Source organism: Roseateles sp. So40a, from assembly GCF_048081605.1.
In the GTDB taxonomy this organism is placed as follows: Bacteria; Pseudomonadota; Gammaproteobacteria; order Burkholderiales; family Burkholderiaceae_C; genus Roseateles.
The window spans coordinates 3026350-3044634 of the sequence record NZ_CP182288.1 but is presented as its reverse complement, the minus strand read 5'-3'; the positions used below and the strand labels follow the sequence as shown (position 1 = coordinate 3044634).

The window sequence follows — 18285 nt, the reverse complement described above, 5'->3', positions numbered from 1 at the left end:
GAGAGATGTCGTTCTCAGCGGGCACCCATAATGCGCGGTCCTTCGCGCCCGCCCGTCCCCTGAATGAACCTGCTCCGCACCGCTTCCGTCGTTTCGGTCTTCACGCTGCTGTCGCGCATCACGGGCCTGGTCCGGGATCAGATGGTGGCCGGTCTGTTCGGCGCGAACGCGATGACCGACGCCTACAACGTCGCGTTCCGCATCCCCAACATGTTGCGCCGTCTCTTCGCCGAGGGCGCGTTCTCGCAGGCCTTCGTGCCGGCGCTGGCCGCGGCGCGCGCGCGCGATGGCGATGATGCCACCCGCGGCCTGATCGATGCCGTGGCCACCGTGCTGCTGTGGGCGTTGCTGGGGACCTGCGTGCTGGGCGTGGTCGGCGCGCCGGTGCTGGTGTGGGCGCTCGGCGCGGGCCTGTCGCACGACGCGCACGAGGCCGCCGTGGTCATGACGCGCTGGATGTTCCCGTACATCGGGTTCATGTCGCTGGTGGCGCTGTCGGCCGGCATCCTCAATACGTGGAAGCGCTTCATCGTGCCGGCGGTGACGCCGGTGCTGCTGAACGTGGCCTCGATCGCCTGCGGTTATGGATTGACACCGGTGCTGGCGCGCCATGGATATGAACCCATCTACTCGCTGGCGCTGGGCGTGATGCTCGGCGGCATCCTGCAGCTGGGCATGCAGGTGCCCGCGCTGCTCAGGATCGGCCTGATGCCGCGCTTCGCGCTGAGCTGGTCCGGTTTCCGCCAGGCCGCGGCCAATCCCGGCGTGCGCCAGGTGCTGGGCAAGATGGGGCCGGCGCTGCTGGGCGTGGGCGTGGCGCAGCTGTCCTTGCTGATCAACACGCAGATCGCCATCTCGGTGGGTGAGGGCGCCGCGTCGTGGCTGACCTTCGCCGACCGCCTGATGGAGTTCCCCATCGCGCTGCTGGGCGTGGCGCTGGGCGTGGTGCTCACGCCGCAGCTCGCCGCCAGCACCGCCAAGGGCGAGACCGCGCGCTACTCGGGCCTGCTGGACTGGGGTCTGCGCCTGACCTTCCTGCTGGCGCTGCCCTGCGCGGTGGCGCTGCTCGTCTTCGCCGAGCCGCTCGTGGCGACGCTGTATCAGCGCGGCGCCTTCCATGGCGAGGACGTCGCGCACACCGCGCGCGCGGTCATGGGCTACGGGCTGGGCCTGATGGGACTGGTGTCGATCAAGATCCTGGCGCCCGGGTTCTATGCGCGCCAGGACATGCGCACGCCGGTGCGCATCGCCGTGGGCGTGCTGGTGCTGACGCAGGTGTTCAACGCGATCTTCGTGTTCGGGCTGGGCATCGGCGTGGCGGGGCTTTCGCTGTCCATCGGCCTGGGGGCCGTGGTCAACGCGCTGCTGCTGCTGCACGGACTGCGCAAGCTCGGCACCTACACGCCGGAGCCGGGCTGGGCGCTGTTCCTGCTGCGCGTGGTCATCGCCAGCGCGGCGATGGGCGCGCTGCAGTGGTGGCTGGCACGGTACTTCCCGTGGGTCGGCGGCAAGGGAATGAGCTTCGAACTCGCGCGCGCGGGCTGGATGGCGTTGAGCCTGGGCGGCTCGGCGCTGCTGTATTTCGCCGTGCTGATGCTGCTGGGCGTGAAGCTGCGGGAGTTCGCCCGCCGGGCCTGAAGCGGCAGGGCTCACCCCGGGAAGACCGTCTGATGGGGGAGGGCGGGGGCCTGCTTCCGTGTGGGTGGCGGGACCCGATGGCGGGCGTAGACTCCGGCGCATGAGTTCACCCTTGCAGTGGACGGTGCCGACGGCGCTGGACTATTTCTCGACGCTGGTTGCCGACGACGACACCTTGAACCTGGCCGAGGCCGCTACCGCGATCGCGCTGGACGACTTCCCCCGGCTCGATGTGCAGCAGGTGATGGCGGAGCTGGACCGGCTCGGCGAACGGCTGCGGCAGCGCCTGCCGGCCGATGCGCCGCCCAGCCACCGGCTGCGCATGCTGAACCAGTATTTCCATGGCGAGCTCGGCTTCGCGGGCAACGTCAACGACTACTACGCCGTGGGCAACAGCTACCTGCACCAGGTGCTGGCCACGCGCCGCGGCATCCCGATCACGCTGGCCATCGTCTACATGGAGTTGGCCTCGCACGTCGGCCTGCGGGTCAAGGGCGTCAGTTTTCCCGGCCACTTCCTGATGAAACTGCGGCTGCCGCAGGGTGAGGTCGTGCTCGATCCCTTCAGCGGCCGCTCGCTCGGCCGCGGCGAGCTCGATGAGTTCCTCAGCCCCTGGCGAGAGCGCGCCGGGCTGATGCCGCAGGAGCCGATGTCGCTGGATGCCTTCCTCGGCACGGCGTCGCCGCGGCAGATCCTGGCCCGCATCCTGCGCAACCTCAAGCAGATCCACATGGACCGGCAGGATCTGCCCCGGCTGCTGGCCGTGCAGCGCAAGCTCGTGGCGCTGCTGCCCGAGGACCGGGTCGAGCGCGCCGAGCTCGAGCAGGCGCTCCAGCAACTGCGCGATGCGGGTGGCGGTCCCGCCACCTTCCATTGAGGGCATCCGAAAGAGGGAGAGCGTCGCCCGACGCTTAGAATCCTCCCCTTTCGAGGGAGACGTGCCCGTTTTCGTGCCCGTCTTCGTGCCCGTCGTCGCGTCCATCTTCGCGCCGGCCTTGCCGCGCACGCGCCCCCGTCATCCAACGCTGAAGTGGTTTGAAGCAGATCCCGCTGTCGCTCGGTCCCGAGCCCGACTACACCTTTGACACGCTCCTCACCGGTGCCAATACCGCCGCCCTGACGCATGTGCTGGGGCTGGGTGGGGGCTCGCCGCCGGTGTTCCTGTGGGGGCCGCCCGGCAGCGGCAAGACGCACCTGCTGCGCGCGCTCGCCCAGCACTGGCAGCATGCCGGCGCGCAGGTCGGCTGGTATGACGCCGACACGCCGCTGCCCTGGGAACTGCCCACCCATCCCAGCCTGCTGCTGCTGGACGACACCCAGCGTTTCGATCCCGGTCAGCAGCACGCCGCCTTCGCCCTGTTCGTCGAGGCCGCCACGCTGGGGCTGGCGGTCGTCTCCACTGGCACCGCGCCGCCGGTGGACCTGGACCTGCGCGAAGACCTGCGCACCCGGCTCGGCTGGGGCCCGACCTTCGCGCTGCAGCCGCTGTCCGAGGCCGAGGTCCGCGCCGTGCTGCGCCGCGAGGCCGACCGCCGCGGCATCGCGCTCACCGACGACGTGATCGACTACCTGCTCAACCGCTACGCCCGTGACCTGAAGCACCTGATGACGCTGCTGGACGGGCTGGATGAATTCGCGATGGCCAGCAAGCGCGCCGTCACCGTGCCGCTGCTGCGCCAGATGCTGGCCGACCAGGGCGTGCTCGCCTGAGCCGCCGGCCCTGGTCCGCGCCTCCCGGAACCCACCGCTTCTTCAAGGACTCGCCCGTGGACCTGACCCTCTTCGACCTGGATGGGACGCTGATCCCGCAGGACTCCGACCACGCCTTCGGCGCCTACATGGTGGAGATCGGCTGGGCCGATGGCGCCGCCTGGGCCGCGCGCAACGACGAGTTCTACGCCCAGTACCAGCGCGGCGAGCTCGACCTGGACGAATACGTCGACTTCGCCACCTCGGTCTGGCGGGCCCGCCCGCTGGCCGAGGCCGAGGCCGCGCGGGCCGAATTCATGGCCCGGATCGTCGCGCCGATGTTGCGCGACAATGCGCGCGCACTGGTGCAGCGCCACCTGGATGCCGGGGATCTCGTGGTCGTCGTGACCGCGACCAATGAATTCGTGACCGCGCCGATCGCCCAGGCCTTCGGCATCGATCACCTGATCGCCGTGCAGCTGGAGCGCGATGACACCGGTGCGTTCACCGGACGCGTGCGCGGCACGCCCTCGTTCCAGGCGGGCAAGATCGTGCGCGTGAACGAGTGGCTGGCCGCCCAGGGCCGTCGCTGGGAGGAGTTCGAGCGTGTGCATTTCTACAGCGACTCGATGAATGACTTGCCGCTGCTGGAGCGGGTCAGCCATCCGGTGGCGACCAATCCCACCGCGGCCCTCGAGACGTTGGCGCGCGAGCGCGGCTGGCCGATATTGAAGCTCTTCGAATGATCAAGAAATTTATCAACAAGCTGTTGGGCAAACCCGAGGGGACCGCCACGCCGCTGGGCAAGCGGGTGGAAGTCACCGCGGAGGAACACCGCATCGATCCGGCGCTGCTGGACGAGCGCGGGGTGAAGGTCGTCAAGGGCCTGACCGACGCGGGCTTCGAGGCCTTCATCGTCGGCGGCGCCGTGCGCGACCTGCTGCTGGGCCGCCGCCCCAAGGACTTCGACGTCGCCACCGACGCCACGCCGGAACAGGTCAAGAACCAGTTCCGCCGCGCGTTCATCATCGGCCGGCGCTTCCGCATCGTCCACGTGGTCTACGGCCGCGGCCGCGAGCATGAGGTCATCGAGGTCTCGACCTTCCGCGCGCTGCTCAAGGAGGACGACGCCGAGCAGGTGCAGGGCAACGAGAAGACGTCCAAGGGCGCGTTGGAGGGCAAGTCGCACGTCGTGGACGCGTCCGGCCGCGTGCTGCGCGACAACGTGTGGGGTCCTCAGATCGAAGACGCCGCGCGCCGCGACTTCACCGTCAACGCCATGTACTACAACCCCGAGCGCGAGCTCGTGGTCGACTACCACGGCGGCCTGGCCGACGCGCGCAAGAAGGTCCTGCGCATGATCGGCGACCCCGAGACCCGCTACCGCGAGGATCCGGTGCGCATCCTGCGCGCGGTGCGCTTCGCCGCCAAGCTCGGTTTCACGATCGAGCCCAAGACCCGCGCGCCGATCGCCGCGATGGCGCCGCTGCTCGCGAACGTGCCGCTGTCGCGCATGTTCGACGAGATGATCAAGCTGCTGCAGACCGGGCATTCGCTGGCCAGCATCGATGAGCTGCGCAAGCAGGGCCTGGCGCGCGGCGTGTTCCCCATCCTGGACGCGGTGCTGGACAAGGACGGCGCGCTGCCCGACAACGTGCACGGCAAGTTCGTCCGCCTGGCGCTGGAAGACACCGACAAGCGCGTGGAAGAGGGGCGCTCGGTGGCGCCGAGCTTCATGCTCGCGTGCATGCTCTGGGGCGAGGTCCAGCAGCGCTGGAAGCGCCTGACCGACGGCGGCGAGGGCCCGGTGCCCGCGCTGCAGCAGGCGATCGACCTGGTCTTCGACGCGCGCGTGGGCGACATCTCCGGCCGCGGCAAGCTCGCCGCGGACATGCGCGAGATCTGGATGATGCAGCCGCGCTTCGAGCGCCGCACCGGCAGCGGTCCGCATCGCCTGATCGAGCAGCCGCGTTACCGCGCGGGCTTCGACTTCCTGGCGCTGCGCGCCGAGGCGGGCGAGATCGATCCGGCGCTGGCCGACTGGTGGGAGGACTTCGCGCTGGGCAGCGAGGACGATCGCCGCGCGCTGCTCGACCAGGCGCGCGAGACGCAGCGTCAGGGCGGCCCGCGCAGCAAGCCCAAGGCGGGCGGCGGACGGGTGCACTCGGTGCCGCGCGGCTCGGTGGGCGGAGCGCAGCCGGTCAGCGGTGAATCCGCGGCCTCGCTGCCGATCGATCCCGAGGCCATGGACCACGGCGATGGCGGTGAGGGCTTCGAGTCCTCCGAGGGCGGCGCGAGCGCGCCGGCCAAGAAGCGCCGCCGTCGACGCAAGCCCAAGGCGGCGGGCGGCACCGGCGCGGCGGACGCGGGCTCGACCGGCGACGCATGATCACGGCGTACGTCGGCCTGGGCGCCAATCTCGGCGACCTGCGGCGCACGCTGGAGGCGGCGCTCGCCGACCTCGCCGACGAGCCCGGCCTGACCCTGGAGGCCGTCTCCGGCGCCTGGCGCAGCGCGCCGGTCGGCTGCGAGGGGCCCGACTACCTGAACGCGGTCGCCCGCGTGCGCACCACGCTGTCGCCGCTGGCGGTGCTGGCGGCGCTGCAGGCGATCGAGCTGCGACACGGGCGTGAGCGCCCGTTCGTGAACGCGCCGCGCACGCTCGACCTGGACCTGCTGCTCTACGGCGATGAATCCATCGCGCTGGATCGGCTGGTCGTGCCGCATCCGCGCCTGCACCAACGCGCCTTCGTGCTGCGACCGCTGCTGGAGCTGGATCCGGCGCTGAGCGCGCCCGGGCTTGGCGCACTGCTTGCCCATCTGCCGGCCGTCGCCGACCAGGCGCTGACCCGTGAGGACGCACCGCTGCGATGAGCGTGATCTCCCGTGTGCTGCTGGGCCTGAAGCAGGACCGCTTCTTCCTGGCCTTGCTGGCCGGTCTGCTGATCTTCTCCGTGGTGCAGCCCGCGCGCATCGCCAGCTACGGCACGCTGGTGGACTGGCCCACGATCGCCGCCCTGACGGGCCTGCTGCTGCTGACGAAGGGCCTGGAGCTGAGCGGCGCGCTGCATGCGCTGGGGCGCACGCTGGTCGAGTCCATGGGCACCGAGCGGGCCGCGGCGCTGTTCCTCGTCGCGACGGCGGCGCTGCTGTCGACGGTGCTGACCAACGACGTGGCGCTCTTCGTCGTGGTGCCGCTCACGCTGCGCGTGTGCACGATCACCGGCATGCCGGCCACGCGCATCGTGATCTTCGAGGCCCTGGCGGTGAACGCCGGCTCGGCGCTGACCCCCATCGGCAATCCGCAGAACATCTTCCTGTGGCAGCGCGCCCAGGTGCCGTTCACCGATTTCATCTGGCACCAGCTGCCGCTCGTGGCCAGCCTGATGGCGGTGCTGCTCGTGGTCACGGCGATGGCGTTCAAGGGCCGCCGGCTCGCGGTGCTCGCGCACGAGACCGTGTCGCTGGACAAGCGCCTGCTCGTGGTCTCCGCACTGCTGTATCTGCCGTTCCTCATCGCCACCGACATGCATCAGGCCGGATGGGCGGCCGCGGCGGTCCTGGTGCTGTTTCTCGTGCTGCGTCCGCGGGTGGTGGCCGACCTGGATTGGGGCCTGCTGCTCGTGTTCGTGCTGATGTTCGTCGACCTGCGCCTGCTGGCCGGGCTGGACAGCGTGAACCAGCTGATGCGCGGTCTGGGGCTGGAGCAGCCGACGCATCTGTACCTGGCCAGCATCGGCGTCAGCCAGCTCGTCAGCAACGTGCCGGCGACCATCGCGCTGGCGGAGTTCTCCACCGACTGGCGCGTCATCGCCTACGGGGTCAACGTCGGCGGCTTCGGGCTGATGATCGGCTCGCTGGCCAACCTGATCGCGTTGCGCATGACCGATGACCCGCGCGCGTGGAAGGTCTTCCACCTGTACGCGATTCCCGCGCTGGTGGTGGCCACGGCGATCGGCTACGCGCTGCTGTTCCTGTGAGCGCGGAGCGCCCGGACATTTCCTCATTCGACCGATGAATGAGGGCCGGGGAAATCCCGGCGGTGGCTCCATCGGGCCACGGGCCGCTACACTTGCGGGTTTTCCGTGACACGGAAATGAATCATTTGTGACGGTCCGGCGAGGATCGCACGGCCCGGAGCCTCCCCATGTTTTTCGGCAAGCTGCTGCCCCGAGAGGGCAATTTCTTCGAACTGTTCAATGAGCACGGCGCGCAGATCGTCGAAGGCGCGCGCGCCTTCATGCTCATGATCCAGAACTACAACGACCTGACGCTGCGCGAGAAGTACGCTGCCGAGGTCGACCGGGCCGAGCACCATGCCGACCGCGTCACCGCCGAGGTGAACCGGCTGCTGCACCGGACCTTCATCACGCCGATCGACCGCGAGCAGATCCACGGCCTGATCAACGCGATGGACGACATCCTGGACCTGCTGCAGGACTCCTCCGAGACGATGCAGCTGTACGACGTGCGCTCCATCCCCGACGAGGTGCTGCGCCTGGGCGAGCTGTCGGCCAAGTGCTGCGAGCGCGTCAAGCACGCCGTGACGCTGCTGCCCAAGCTCAGCGAGCCGCAGACCGCCGAGGCCGCGATCAAGGCCTGCGAGGAGATCGACAAGCTCGAGTCCGACGCCGACCGCGTGATGCGCGCCGCGATGTCCAAGCTGTTCCGCGAGCAGGAGGACGTGCGCGAGCTGATCAAGCTCAAGGCCATCTACGAGCAGCTCGAGTCGATCTCCGACCGTTGCGAGGACGTCGCCAACCTGATCGAGGGCATCGTCCTCGAGAACTCCTGATCCCCGCGATCGTTCGATAGGAGCGTCTCCAATGGGAACGATGCAGGTGGCCTTCTGGGTCGTGGCCATGCTCGTGGTGCTGGCCGTCGCGTTCGACTTCATGAACGGCTTCCACGATGCGGCGAACTCGATCGCGACGGTCGTCTCGACCGGCGTGCTCAAGCCGCAGCAAGCCGTGCTGTTCGCGGCCTTCTTCAATGTGATCGCGGTGCTGTTCTTCGAGCTGAAGGTGGCCGCGACGATCGGCAAGGGCTCGATCGACGCGAGCATCGTCGATCACCACGTGATCTTCGGCGCGCTGATCGGCGCGATCGCGTGGAACGTCATCACCTGGTTCTACGGCATTCCGTCGAGTTCCTCGCATGCGCTGATCGGCGGCCTGGTGGGCGCGGCGATCGCCAAGGCGGGGACCAAGGGCCTGATCATGAGCGGCATCGGCAAGACGGTGCTGTTCATCTTCGTGTCGCCGATCCTGGGCTTCCTGCTCGGGTCGCTGCTGATGGTGGCGGTGGCGTGGCTGTTCCGCAGAAGCTCGCCGCTGCGCGTGGACAACTGGTTCCGGCGGCTGCAGCTGGTCTCGGCCGGCCTGTACAGCCTGGGCCACGGCGGCAACGACGCGCAGAAGACGATCGGCCTGATCTGGATGCTGCTGATCGCGTCGGGTTACGCGGGTGCCGGCGAGCATTCGCCGCCGACCTGGGTGATCGTCGTGTGTTACCTGGCCATCGGCCTGGGCACGATGTTCGGCGGCTGGCGCATCGTCCGCACGATGGGTCAGAAGATCACCAAGCTCAAGCCGGTGGGGGGCTTCTGCGCGGAGACCGGCGGCGCGATCACGCTGTTCCTGGCGACGGCGCTGGGCATCCCGGTGTCGACGACGCACACGATCACCGGCGCGATCGTCGGCGTGGGCTCGACGCAGCGCGCATCCTCGGTGCGCTGGGGCGTGGCGGGCAACATCGTCTGGGCCTGGATCTTCACGATCCCGGCCTCGGCCTTCATCGCCGGCATCTTCTACTGGATCAGCTTCACGCTGTTCTGAGAGCACTCCCTCTCCCGCTTGCGGGAGAGGGCAGGGGTGAGGGCCAGTGGCGGCGGAAGTACGGAAGCCTCTTGGGCTTACTGACTGATCTCGCGCGCCGCCTCGACCTGCGATTCAAAGTAGCGCTGCGCCGAGAATGCGATCGTGGCCATCAGGCAGGCGCCGCCGACCATCAGACAGGCGATGACGCCCAGGATGGGCAGCCAGCCGGTGCGGCGCTCGGGCTGATGGAAACGCTGCGCCCAGCGCTCATCGGACGTCAGCCCGTGGACGATGCCCGCGAGCATGCTTTGCGCGACCATCAATCCGAGCAGCGGGATCAGGAACCAAGCCGTGACGTCGTCCTGGCCCAGCGTGTCCATGCGGTGCACGCCGTACAGGCCGAGCAGCGTGGGCAGCGGGTGCAACCAGCCGAGGCGGTCCCGCCAGCCGTGCAGGTAGAAGCGATGCGCCCCGAGGCTGCCGAGCGCGAAGCTCAACCAGGTGGCGACGGTCTTGGACTTGAGGTCCGCCGTGGTGCCGGCGTCGGGGGCGAGGGCGCTCATGCGGCGGGGGTGGCGGCGGTCGTGGTGCTTGTGCCCGTGCCCGTGTCGGCAGCGGGTGCCGCGACGGTGCTGGCTGCCGCGGTGCCGGTGGGTGAACTGGTGTCGCCCTGGCCCAGTTGGCGTTGCATCAGCACCACGTCCAGCCATTTGCCGAACTTCCAGCCTGCGGACTTCATCACGCCGACGTCCTCGAAGCCGTGGCTGCGATGCACGCCGATGGAGCCGAGATTCTGCGAATCGCCGATCACCGCGATCATCTGGCGCGCGCCCGCGGCCTCGCAGCGCGCGATCAGCTCGGCCAGCAGCAGCCGGCCCACGCCCTGGCCTTGAGCGGTCGGGGCGAGGTAGATCGAGTCCTCGACGAAGTAGCGGTAGGCCAGCCGGGGGCGGAAATAGTTGGCATAGGCGAAGCCCAGCACCTGCCCGTCGCGCTCGGCGACCAGGTAGGGGAGGCTTCGGCTGAGCACCTCGGTGCGGCGGCGGCCCATCTCGGCGCGGTCGGGGACGTCCGTCTCGAATGTCCCGGTGCCATGCAGCACCGCGTGTTCGTAGATCTGCTGGATCGCGGTGATGTCGCCTTCCAGACTGGGGCGGATCAGGAGCGGGGAAGTACTGCTGGTGGTCGTCGTCATTGGGGGAGGAAGACAAAGCGTCAGGAGCGAGTTTATAATGCCCGGTTTTGGCGCTGGCCCTTGGGTGTGGCTGTCATGCCTCGAAGCTCCCTGATCCGGAGCGACGGGCGATGGACGGACCGAGGGCGTATCTACGGCGCCGCTTCCGACCTTTCGTGGGGATTCACGCGCGACACACGCGCTCCCCGACTGGAATGGTCGATTCAATGATCTGCTTGCCCCTGTGTGTCCCTGGAGCGGTGGAACGCCAAAAGACTGAAGGATAGATCATGGTCGTGATTCGACTCTCCCGCGGTGGCTCCAAGAAGCGTCCGTTCTACAACATCGTCGTGACCGACAGCCGCAACCGTCGTGACGGCCGCTTCATCGAGCGCCTCGGTTTCTACAACCCGGTCGCCTCGGGCAATGCCGAAGGCCTGCGCGTCTCGCAAGACCGCGTGTCGTACTGGGTGGGCGTTGGCGCCCAGCTGTCGCCGGCGGTTGCCCGCCTGGTGGACGTGTCCAAGAAGGCTGCCGCTCCGGCCGCCTCTGCTGCCTAATCCACGGATCGCAGCAGATGAAGCAGGCGCCTGACGATCTGATCGCGCAATCTCCGGCCTTCCCGGAGGACGCCATCGAAGTCGGGCGCGTGCTGGACGCCTGGGGCATCAAGGGCTGGCTGAAGATCCTCAGCCACTCCGCCGATGCCCAGGCGCTCTTCGCCTCTCGCCGCTGGTTCATGAAACCGAGCGAGAAGGCGCTGCCGGGCAAGCCGCATGTCGTGCCGCCCGTGCTCAAGATTCTTTCCGTCCGTGATCACGCGGATGGCATCGTCGCCCAAGTGGAAGGCGTCGCCGACCGCAATGGCGCCGAGGCGCTCAAGGGCGCCCGCATCTTCGTCTCGCGCAGCCTCTTCCCCGAGACGGACGATGGCGAGTTCTACTGGGTCGACCTGATCGGCATGTCCGTCGTCAACAAGGACGGCTCGACGCTGGGCGAGGTGATCGACCTGATCGACACCGGTCCGCACTGCGTGCTGCGCATCCTGCCCGCGGGCAAGACCGCGCCGGTCAAGCCCGACGAAGAGATTCTGATCCCGTTCGTGAACGCCTATGTCGGCGATGTCGACAAGGCGGCCCGCGTCATCCCGGTCGACTGGGATCTCGACTACTGAAGCCGGGGCTCCGCGGCCCATGCGCTTCGACGTTCTCACCCTGTTCCCTGAGCTCTTCGACCCCTTCCTGCGGGTCGGCGTGACGCGTCGCGCCTACGAGAGCAAGCAGGTCGACGTGCGGCTGTGGCAGTTGCGCGATCACGCCGACGACAACTACCGCCGTGTCGATGACCGCCCGTTCGGCGGCGGTCCGGGCATGGTGATGCTGGCCGCGCCGCTGGAGCGCGCGCTGGCTGCCGTCAAGGCCGACCGCGCGACGACGCACCCCGGCGCGCCCGCCGTCATCCATTTCAGCCCGACCGGGCGCAAGCTCGACCAGGCCCTGGCGGGGGAACTCGCCACGGGCGAGGGTGCCATCCTGCTGTGCGGCCGCTACGAGGGCATCGACCAGCGCGTGCTGGACCGCCATGTGACGCTGGAGATCAGCCTGGGCGACTTCGTGTTGTCGGGCGGCGAGCTGCCGGCGATCGCGATGCTCGATGCGATCGCGCGGCTGCAGGAGGGCGTGCTCAACGACGCGGCCTCGCACCAGCAGGACAGCTTCTCCGACGGGCTGCTGGACTGCCCGCATTTCAGCCGCCCCGAGGTGCTCGAGACCGCCGAGGGTCCGCTGCCGGTGCCGCCGGTGCTGCTGTCGGGCCATCACGCGGAGATCGCGCGCTGGCGCCGGGAGCAGTCGTTGGCGCTGACGCTCCAGCGCCGGCCGGAGCTGATCGAGGCCGCGCGGCGCGATGGCCGGCTCGACAAGAAGGACGAGAAATTCCTCGCTTCCCTCACGGGCGCGACGCCCGCGAAACCGCGCAAGACCTGAGCGCAGTTTGACGATCGACCAACCACGTCTATAATCGCGGGTTTTTCCGATCCTCTACCGGGCATCATCCTGATTCGCGCCGGCATGATCACCAGGAGATCCTCGTGAATCTGATCCAGACCCTCGAGCAAGAAGAAATTGCTCGCCTGAACAAGACCATCCCCGCGTTCGCCCCCGGCGACACGGTGATCGTGAACGTGAACGTCGTCGAAGGCACCCGCAAGCGCGTGCAGGCCTACGAAGGCGTGGTCATCGCCCGCCGCAACCGCGGTCTGAACTCCAACTTCATCGTCCGCAAGATCTCGAGCGGCGAAGGCGTGGAGCGTACGTTCCAGCTGTACAGCCCGCTGATCGCCTCGATCGAAGTGAAGCGCCGCGGCGATGTCCGTCGCGCCAAGCTGTACTACCTGCGTGAGCGTTCGGGCAAGTCGGCGCGCATCAAGGAAAAGCTGTCCTTCAAGGCAGCCGAATAATCCTTCGGCGTTCGCCCCCTCAAAGCCGCTCCAAGGCCCTGCCCGGAGCGGCTTTGTCGTTTCTGGCGTCCAATCGGGACCTCGCCTCCGGGCGCCCACGAACAAGTCCGGCTCACCGGACGGACCTCGACGCATGACGACGCCTCCCGCCAGCTCTCACGCCAGTTCTCCCACGAGTCCTCCCGCCACCCGACCGCCCATCAAGGACCCTCGCGTGGTGCCTGTCGCCGGGACCGATGCGCACCTGCCGGCCGTGCCGCTGGATCGCCTGACGGCCGCGTGGTTGCGTGAGCGTTTCCTGAATCCGCCCGCGAACGCGATCGACCCGGAGATCCCCGGCGATGGCGGCGTCTTTCCTGGCCGCAACACGACGCAGGCCGCCGTGCTGGTGCCGCTGGTCGAGCGCCCCAGCGGCCTGCACGTGCTCCTGACGCAGCGCACGGCGCATCTGCGCGATCACGCCGGGCAGGTCAGTTTTCCCGGCGGGCGCGCCGAGCCCGAGGACGGGTCGCCCGAGCGCACCGCGCTGCGCGAGGCCGAAGAGGAAATCGGCCTGGATGAACGCTTCGTCGACCTGATCGGCCAACTGCCGGTCTACCGCACGGTGACGGCCTACGAGGTCACGCCGGTGGTCGCGTTGATCCGTCCGGGCTTCTCGCTGCGCCTGGACGCGTTCGAGGTGGCCGAGGCCTTCGAGGTGCCGCTCGCGTTCCTGATGGACCCCGCGCATCACCAGCGGCATCTGTTCGAGTACGAGCTGCCGGTCGGGCCGGATGCGTCGAATGCGTCGGACGCCGCGGGACCGCTGATGGGCCGGCGCCAGTTCCTGTCGATGCCGTGGACGGGGCCAGGTCTTGCGATGTCCAACGCGGACCCCGCAGTGGGCCTGATGGCGTCGGAGTCGAAGGAGTTCTTCATCTGGGGCGCGACCGCCGCGATGTTGCGCAATCTCTACCGCTTCCTGCAGGTCTGACACCTCGATGCGGCGGGGGCGAGGCAATCCCCCCGCCGAGGGTGTGGCGGGCCGCTATCATCCCGGGCCATGAACTTCTTCGCGGTCTTGCTGGCGCTGGTGTGCGAGCAACTCAAGCCCCTGCCGCACGGCAATCCGGTCCACCAAGGCATGATCGCCTGGGTGCGCTGGACCGGGCGCAACTTCGACGCCGGCCGGTCGCACCATGCGGCGGTCGTGTGGACGATCACCGTCGTCGGTCCGGCGCTGCTGGTGGGCGCGATCTACGCGCTCGTGCGGCCTTACAGCCTGCTGCTGTCGCTGGCGCTGGACGTGCTGGTGCTCTACCTGACGCTGGGCTTCCGCCAGTTCAGCCATTACTTCACCGACATCCGTGACGCGCTGGAGCGCGGTGACGAGCTCGAGGCCCGACGCCTGCTGGCCGAATGGCGCCACCTGGACGCCAGCGAGCTGCCCCGCACCGAGCTGCTGCGCCACGTGCTGGAGCATTCGCTGCTGGCCGCGCATCGCCATGTCTTCGGCGTGTTCTTCTGGTTCGTGCTGCTGTCCACGCTCGGCCTGGGCCCGGCGGGCGCGGTGCTGTACCGGATGGCGGAGTTCGCCGGCCGCTACTGGGCCTTCAAGAGCCGCACGCTGGACGCGCCGACCAACGAGCGCCTGATGGAGCTCTCGCGCCGGCTGTTCGGCCTGATCGACCACATCCCGGCGCGTCTGACCGCCGCGGGCTTCGCGATCGTGGGCAACTTCGAGGAAGCTGTGAGCGCCTGGCGCCGTGACGCGACGCTCTGGGCCCACAACAACGAGGGCGTGATCCTCGCCTCCGCCGCGGGCGCGGTGGGCGTGCAGCTGGGCGGCAGCGCCGCGCCGGGCGTGACGCCGGACCGCAGCAAGACCTTCGAGTCCGGCGGCGACATCGACGCCACCCGCGCCGAAGGCTCCACAGGCGGCGTGCCGCCGCAGCTGGGCCACCTGCAGAGCGTCGTCGGCCTGGTCTGGCGCTCGGTCGTGCTGTGGATGCTGCTGCTGGCGCTGCTGACCTTCGCGAACCTGGTCGGCTGACGGGGCGCGCGTGCCGCGCGATGCGACAAGGCCGCCCTCGGGCGGCCTTTTGCTTGGTACAGGGGCTTCAAGCGTCCCGCACGTCGGCCAGGACCTGCTGACCGAAGTCGGCGCGCGCGAGGTACTTGAGCACGCGCGACGCGGTGTTGTCGGCGCTGACCAGCTGACCCTCGGCCTTGAACGCGGCAAAGACGTCGCGATCCGGGAACTGCGCGGCATCGCCGCCGCGCAACTGGGCCTGCATGTCGGTGTCGATGATGCCGGGGGCCAGCGACACGACACGCGCCGCGTTCAGGCCGCGCGCGGCCTTGTGCTCCTCGTCGAGCGCCATCGCGCGGCTGAGGTTGTCCATGCCCGCCTTGGCCGCGCAATAGAGCGCGCTGCCGGCCATCGCGCGGCGTCCGAGGCCCGACGAGATGTTGAGCACCTTGCGCGTGGCGGGCCAGTCGCGCGTCGCGTCGAGGAAGGCGGCGCTCAGCAGCACCGTGGCCTCCAGGCCGACACGCAGCGCGCTGGACAACGCCTGCAGCGACTCGCCGTCGATCGGTCCCGGCGTCGTGACGACGCCGGCGTTGTTGATCAACGTCGCGGAGCGCCAATCACTTGGCTGCGTGCGCAGCCAGTCGCCCAAATGCTGCGCGACCGTCAACGGCGAGGACAGATCCGCCTGCCACTGCTGCAGCGGCAGGCCGCGTTCGTGGGCGAAGCGTTCCAGCGCGTCGCTGCGGCCGCGGGCGATGCCGACCACGAGATGACCGGCCTCGAGCGCCTGGCGCGCCAGCGCCTCGCCCAGGCCGCGCGAGCTGCCGGTGATGACGGTGAGGTGGGGGCCGGTGGCCGGCGAGGTCGGGTTGGTCGGGGTGGAGGTCATCACAAGGCTCCTGATGAAGAAAAGGGGGCGCGGCCGGGGCTCAGAAGGGCGCCGGTTCGTGCAGGGTGAGCGACGGCGCGTCGAGCACCGCCGGCAGGCTCAGGTCGCGCGCGTGCAGCAGCAGCCGGGGCGCGAGACGGAGGACCTCGGGCGGCGCGTAGAGCGCGTCGCCGAGGATGGGATGGCCGGCGGCGAGCAGGTGTACGCGCAGCTGGTGCGAGCGGCCGGTGACGGGCTCCAGCTCGACGCGCGTGGTGCCCGCGTCGACATTGCGGCTGAGCACCCGGACGCGAGTGAGGCTGGGCTTGCCGCGCTCGTGGTCGATCATCTGCCGCGGGCGGTTGGGCCAGTCGACGATCAGCGGCAGGTCGATGTCCATCGTGTCGCGCTCGATGACGCCGGCGACGACGGCCTCGTAGCGCTTGTCGACGAGACGGGCGGCGAAGGCCCCGCTGAGCGCGCGCTGCATGGCCTCGCCGCGCGCGAAGACGATCAGCCCCGAGGTCGACTGGTCCAGCCGGTGGACGATCAGCGCATCGGGGAACTCGGCGGCGACGCGGGCCCAGGCGCAGTCCTGCTTGTCCTCGCCCCGGCCCGGCACCGACAGCAGGCCCGAGGGCTTGTCGACGACGACGCGATGCGCGTCAGCGTGCATCACGCGCTGGTTCAGGTGGGCGAAGGCGGAGGCAGGCATGCGGGTGAGGGGCGGATCGCGCGAGGGGCGAGTGGGACCGGCGGATTGTCGCGGCGTCCTCGTATCATCGGCCGCCATTCAGGGAGCAGGCTGCGCGATGACAGCACACCACCAGATCCGTTTCTTCCCCGATCCTCGGATCGACACACGGCGCCCGTCGGCGCCGCGCGGCTGAGGCACCGGCATGTTGCGCGTGCTCAGCGTCGCCGGGTATCGCTCGTTGCGTGATCTGCGCTTGCCGCTGGATCCGCTGACGCTGATCACCGGCCCCAACGGCAGCGGCAAGTCGAGCCTGTACCGCGCGCTTCGGCTGCTGGCCGACGCGGCGCAGAACCGCGTGCTGCCCGCGCTGGCCAACGAGGGCGGCTTCGCCTCGACGCGATGGGCGGGCCCCGAGGTCATCAGCCGCGCGATGCGGGCCGGCGAGCAGCCGATCCAGGGCACGGTGCGCGACGGACCGGTGTCGCTGCGCCTGGGCATCGGCGGGGACGATTTCGGTTACTCGATCGAGCTCGGGCTGCCGCAGGATGCGCCCGAGTTGTTCGAGGACGACCCGCAGATCAAGCGCGAGGCCTTGTGGGCCGGCGCGTCGTACCGGCCGGCGTCGGCGCTGGTGGAACGGCGCAACCCGTCGCTGCAGGTGCGCGACGGCCGCGGCTGGGCGGCGGTCAACACGCCGCTGGCGGCGTTCGACAGCATGTTGTCGCAGCACGCCGACCCCTCGCAGGCGCCGGAGATGATCACGATGCGCGAACGGCTGCGCGGCTGGCGCTTCTACGACAGCCTGCGGACCGACGCCGAGGCGCCGGCGCGGCGCGTGCGCGTGGGCAGCTTCACGCCGGTGCTGGCCGGGGACGGCGCGGACCTGGCGGCCGCCTGGCAGACGATCGTGGCCATCGGCAACGGGGAGTTGCTGGATCGCTGCCTGCAGGACGCCTTCCCCGGCGCGTCGGTGACCGTGAGCCGCGATGACGCCGGTTTCCGGCTCGCGATGCGCCAGCCGGGGCTGCTGCGGCCGCTCGATGCGGCCGAGCTCAGCGATGGCACGCTGCGCTACCTGATGCTGCTGGCGGCGTTGCTGAGCCCGCGCCCGCCCGAGTTGATGGCGCTCAACGAGCCCGAGAACAGCCTGCATCCCGACCTGCTGCCCGCGCTGGGCCGGCTGATCGCGACGGCGAGCGCCCAGAGCCAGGTCATCGTGGTCTCGCATGCGCGCCGCCTGATCAGCGCGCTGGAGGACGCGCCCGATTGCCGCTCCTGGGAGCTGCGCAAGGAGTTCGGCGAGACGCGTCTGCCGGACCTGCCGCTCGATGAGACGCCGCCCTGGCGCTGGCCGGAGCGCTGAGGATCGCAAGCCGGCGCGAATGAACGCGACCGGGAACGACCGGGCACGACGCGACTCGGTGGCCCGCGCTCAGAACTGGTGGATCCACCCCGACTGCAGCGCCGATTGCGGATTCGATCCCGCGGCGGTGACCGCGGCCAGCGCGTCGGCGGCCGGCATTCCCAGGTGCTTGAGCACGCACGCCGCCATCGTGCCCGTGCGGCCCATGCCGGCCGCGCAGTGCAACAGCGTGCGGTCGCCCAGTCGCAGCCCGTTCGCCACCTGCTCCACCCCCTGGCGGAACGCGGCGGCATCGGTCGCCAGGCCGTAGTCGCGCATCGGGACGTGCAGCCAGCGCATGGGCAGGCGACCCTCGGCGATCGCCTTGTGATACGCCGGCGACAAGGCCGCGACCTCGTCCAGCGGGTTCAGGCAGACCAGCAGGTCCAGGCGGTTGGATCGCGCCTCGTCGAGGAACGCGGACCACGGCTCGCGGCGTCCGGGCATCGACTGCAACCACAGTCGGCCCGTCACGCTGTCAGGAAGGGAAATGGAACGGAAGGCCATGGACGGATTGTCGGCAATC

At 69.5% G+C, this 18285-nt stretch carries 20 protein-coding genes and 1 pseudogene; 16 read left to right on the top strand and 5 right to left on the bottom strand.

The genetic code is table 11. From position 1 onward, the window contains the following. Positions 1-63 precede the first annotated feature (63 nt). The 9 genes from murJ (at position 64) to ACNI65_RS13790 (ending at position 9164) form a co-directional block, all read left to right on the top strand. On the top strand, positions 64-1638 hold the full coding sequence (gene murJ / locus ACNI65_RS13830) for a murein biosynthesis integral membrane protein MurJ (RefSeq protein WP_416757320.1): 1575 nt from the start codon (positions 64-66) through the stop codon (positions 1636-1638). Between the two features lie 100 nt (positions 1639-1738). Next, the gene (locus ACNI65_RS13825; RefSeq protein WP_416757318.1) at positions 1739-2515 is read left to right on the top strand and encodes a SirB1 family protein; all 777 of its coding nucleotides are present in this window, start codon (positions 1739-1741) and stop codon (positions 2513-2515) included. A 158-nt stretch (positions 2516-2673) separates the two neighbouring features. Further along, positions 2674-3348: an HdaA/DnaA family protein gene (locus ACNI65_RS13820; RefSeq protein ID WP_416757316.1), complete on the top strand. Its 675-nt coding sequence runs from the start codon at positions 2674-2676 to the stop codon at positions 3346-3348. Positions 3349-3404: 56 nt separating this feature from the next. Next, positions 3405-4073, top strand: a complete 669-nt coding sequence (locus ACNI65_RS13815) for an HAD family hydrolase (protein WP_416757314.1) — start codon at positions 3405-3407, stop codon at positions 4071-4073. Then, positions 4070-5716: a polynucleotide adenylyltransferase PcnB gene (gene pcnB / locus ACNI65_RS13810; protein WP_416757312.1), complete on the top strand. Its 1647-nt coding sequence runs from the start codon at positions 4070-4072 to the stop codon at positions 5714-5716. The genes ACNI65_RS13815 and pcnB overlap by 4 nt, the downstream gene beginning before the upstream one ends. Continuing rightward, positions 5713-6201, top strand: coding sequence for a 2-amino-4-hydroxy-6-hydroxymethyldihydropteridine diphosphokinase (gene folK, locus ACNI65_RS13805; protein WP_416757310.1), 489 nt, complete (start codon positions 5713-5715; stop codon positions 6199-6201). Before pcnB ends, folK begins: the two co-directional genes overlap by 4 nt. Continuing rightward, the gene (locus ACNI65_RS13800) at positions 6198-7307 is read left to right on the top strand and encodes an SLC13 family permease (RefSeq protein WP_416757308.1); all 1110 of its coding nucleotides are present in this window, start codon (positions 6198-6200) and stop codon (positions 7305-7307) included. The genes folK and ACNI65_RS13800 overlap by 4 nt, the downstream gene beginning before the upstream one ends. A 167-nt stretch (positions 7308-7474) precedes the next feature. Continuing rightward, on the top strand, positions 7475-8122 hold the full coding sequence (locus ACNI65_RS13795; RefSeq protein WP_416757306.1) for a DUF47 domain-containing protein: 648 nt from the start codon (positions 7475-7477) through the stop codon (positions 8120-8122). Between the two features lie 31 nt (positions 8123-8153). After that, positions 8154-9164: an anion permease gene (locus ACNI65_RS13790; RefSeq protein WP_416757304.1), complete on the top strand. Its 1011-nt coding sequence runs from the start codon at positions 8154-8156 to the stop codon at positions 9162-9164. Positions 9165-9241: 77 nt separating this feature from the next. Here ACNI65_RS13790 and ACNI65_RS13785 read toward each other — a convergent pair whose 3' ends face one another. Both ACNI65_RS13785 and ACNI65_RS13780 read right to left on the bottom strand, forming a co-directional pair. Further along, complete coding sequence (locus ACNI65_RS13785; RefSeq protein ID WP_416757302.1) at positions 9242-9709, bottom strand: TM2 domain-containing protein; 468 nt, start codon at positions 9707-9709, stop codon at positions 9242-9244. Between the two features lie 89 nt (positions 9710-9798). Then, positions 9799-10341: pseudogene (locus ACNI65_RS13780) on the bottom strand (GNAT family N-acetyltransferase); the annotation flags it as partial. A gap of 269 nt (positions 10342-10610) precedes the next feature. Between ACNI65_RS13780 and rpsP the strand changes: the two are divergent. The 6 genes from rpsP (at position 10611) to ACNI65_RS13750 (ending at position 14810) form a co-directional block, all read left to right on the top strand. Beyond that, positions 10611-10880, top strand: a complete 270-nt coding sequence (gene rpsP / locus ACNI65_RS13775) for a 30S ribosomal protein S16 (RefSeq protein ID WP_416757300.1) — start codon at positions 10611-10613, stop codon at positions 10878-10880. 17 nt (positions 10881-10897) lie between these two features. Beyond that, the gene (gene rimM / locus ACNI65_RS13770) at positions 10898-11494 is read left to right on the top strand and encodes a ribosome maturation factor RimM (protein ID WP_416757298.1); all 597 of its coding nucleotides are present in this window, start codon (positions 10898-10900) and stop codon (positions 11492-11494) included. A gap of 19 nt (positions 11495-11513) precedes the next feature. Next, positions 11514-12305 carry a tRNA (guanosine(37)-N1)-methyltransferase TrmD gene (trmD, locus tag ACNI65_RS13765; RefSeq protein ID WP_416757297.1) on the top strand — a complete coding sequence of 264 codons (792 nt, stop codon included), beginning with the start codon at positions 11514-11516 and terminating at the stop codon, positions 12303-12305. Between the two features lie 104 nt (positions 12306-12409). Next, the gene (gene rplS, locus ACNI65_RS13760; RefSeq protein WP_091723501.1) at positions 12410-12778 is read left to right on the top strand and encodes a 50S ribosomal protein L19; all 369 of its coding nucleotides are present in this window, start codon (positions 12410-12412) and stop codon (positions 12776-12778) included. Between the two features lie 133 nt (positions 12779-12911). Next, on the top strand, positions 12912-13751 hold the full coding sequence (locus ACNI65_RS13755) for an NUDIX hydrolase (protein ID WP_416757295.1): 840 nt from the start codon (positions 12912-12914) through the stop codon (positions 13749-13751). A gap of 69 nt (positions 13752-13820) precedes the next feature. Then, positions 13821-14810 (top strand): CobD/CbiB family protein, encoded by a 990-nt coding sequence (locus ACNI65_RS13750; RefSeq protein WP_416757294.1) that lies wholly within the window; start codon positions 13821-13823, stop codon positions 14808-14810. Between the two features lie 67 nt (positions 14811-14877). On the opposite strand, the gene ACNI65_RS13745 is transcribed toward ACNI65_RS13750, so the two are convergent. Together ACNI65_RS13745 and ACNI65_RS13740 are read right to left on the bottom strand one after the other, a co-directional pair. After that, positions 14878-15681: an SDR family NAD(P)-dependent oxidoreductase gene (locus tag ACNI65_RS13745; protein ID WP_416757292.1), complete on the bottom strand. Its 804-nt coding sequence runs from the start codon at positions 15679-15681 to the stop codon at positions 14878-14880. 40 nt (positions 15682-15721) lie between these two features. Then, complete coding sequence (locus ACNI65_RS13740) at positions 15722-16375, bottom strand: pseudouridine synthase (RefSeq protein ID WP_416757290.1); 654 nt, start codon at positions 16373-16375, stop codon at positions 15722-15724. A gap of 184 nt (positions 16376-16559) precedes the next feature. Here ACNI65_RS13740 and ACNI65_RS13735 point away from each other — a divergent pair, with 184 nt between their 5' ends. Next, on the top strand, positions 16560-17720 hold the full coding sequence (locus tag ACNI65_RS13735; protein WP_416757289.1) for an AAA family ATPase: 1161 nt from the start codon (positions 16560-16562) through the stop codon (positions 17718-17720). Positions 17721-17789: 69 nt separating this feature from the next. On the opposite strand, the gene ACNI65_RS13730 is transcribed toward ACNI65_RS13735, so the two are convergent. Then, entirely contained in the window at positions 17790-18266 is a 477-nt protein-coding gene (locus ACNI65_RS13730) for a protein-tyrosine phosphatase family protein (protein WP_416757287.1), read from the bottom strand. Positions 18267-18285: the final 19 nt, after the last annotated feature.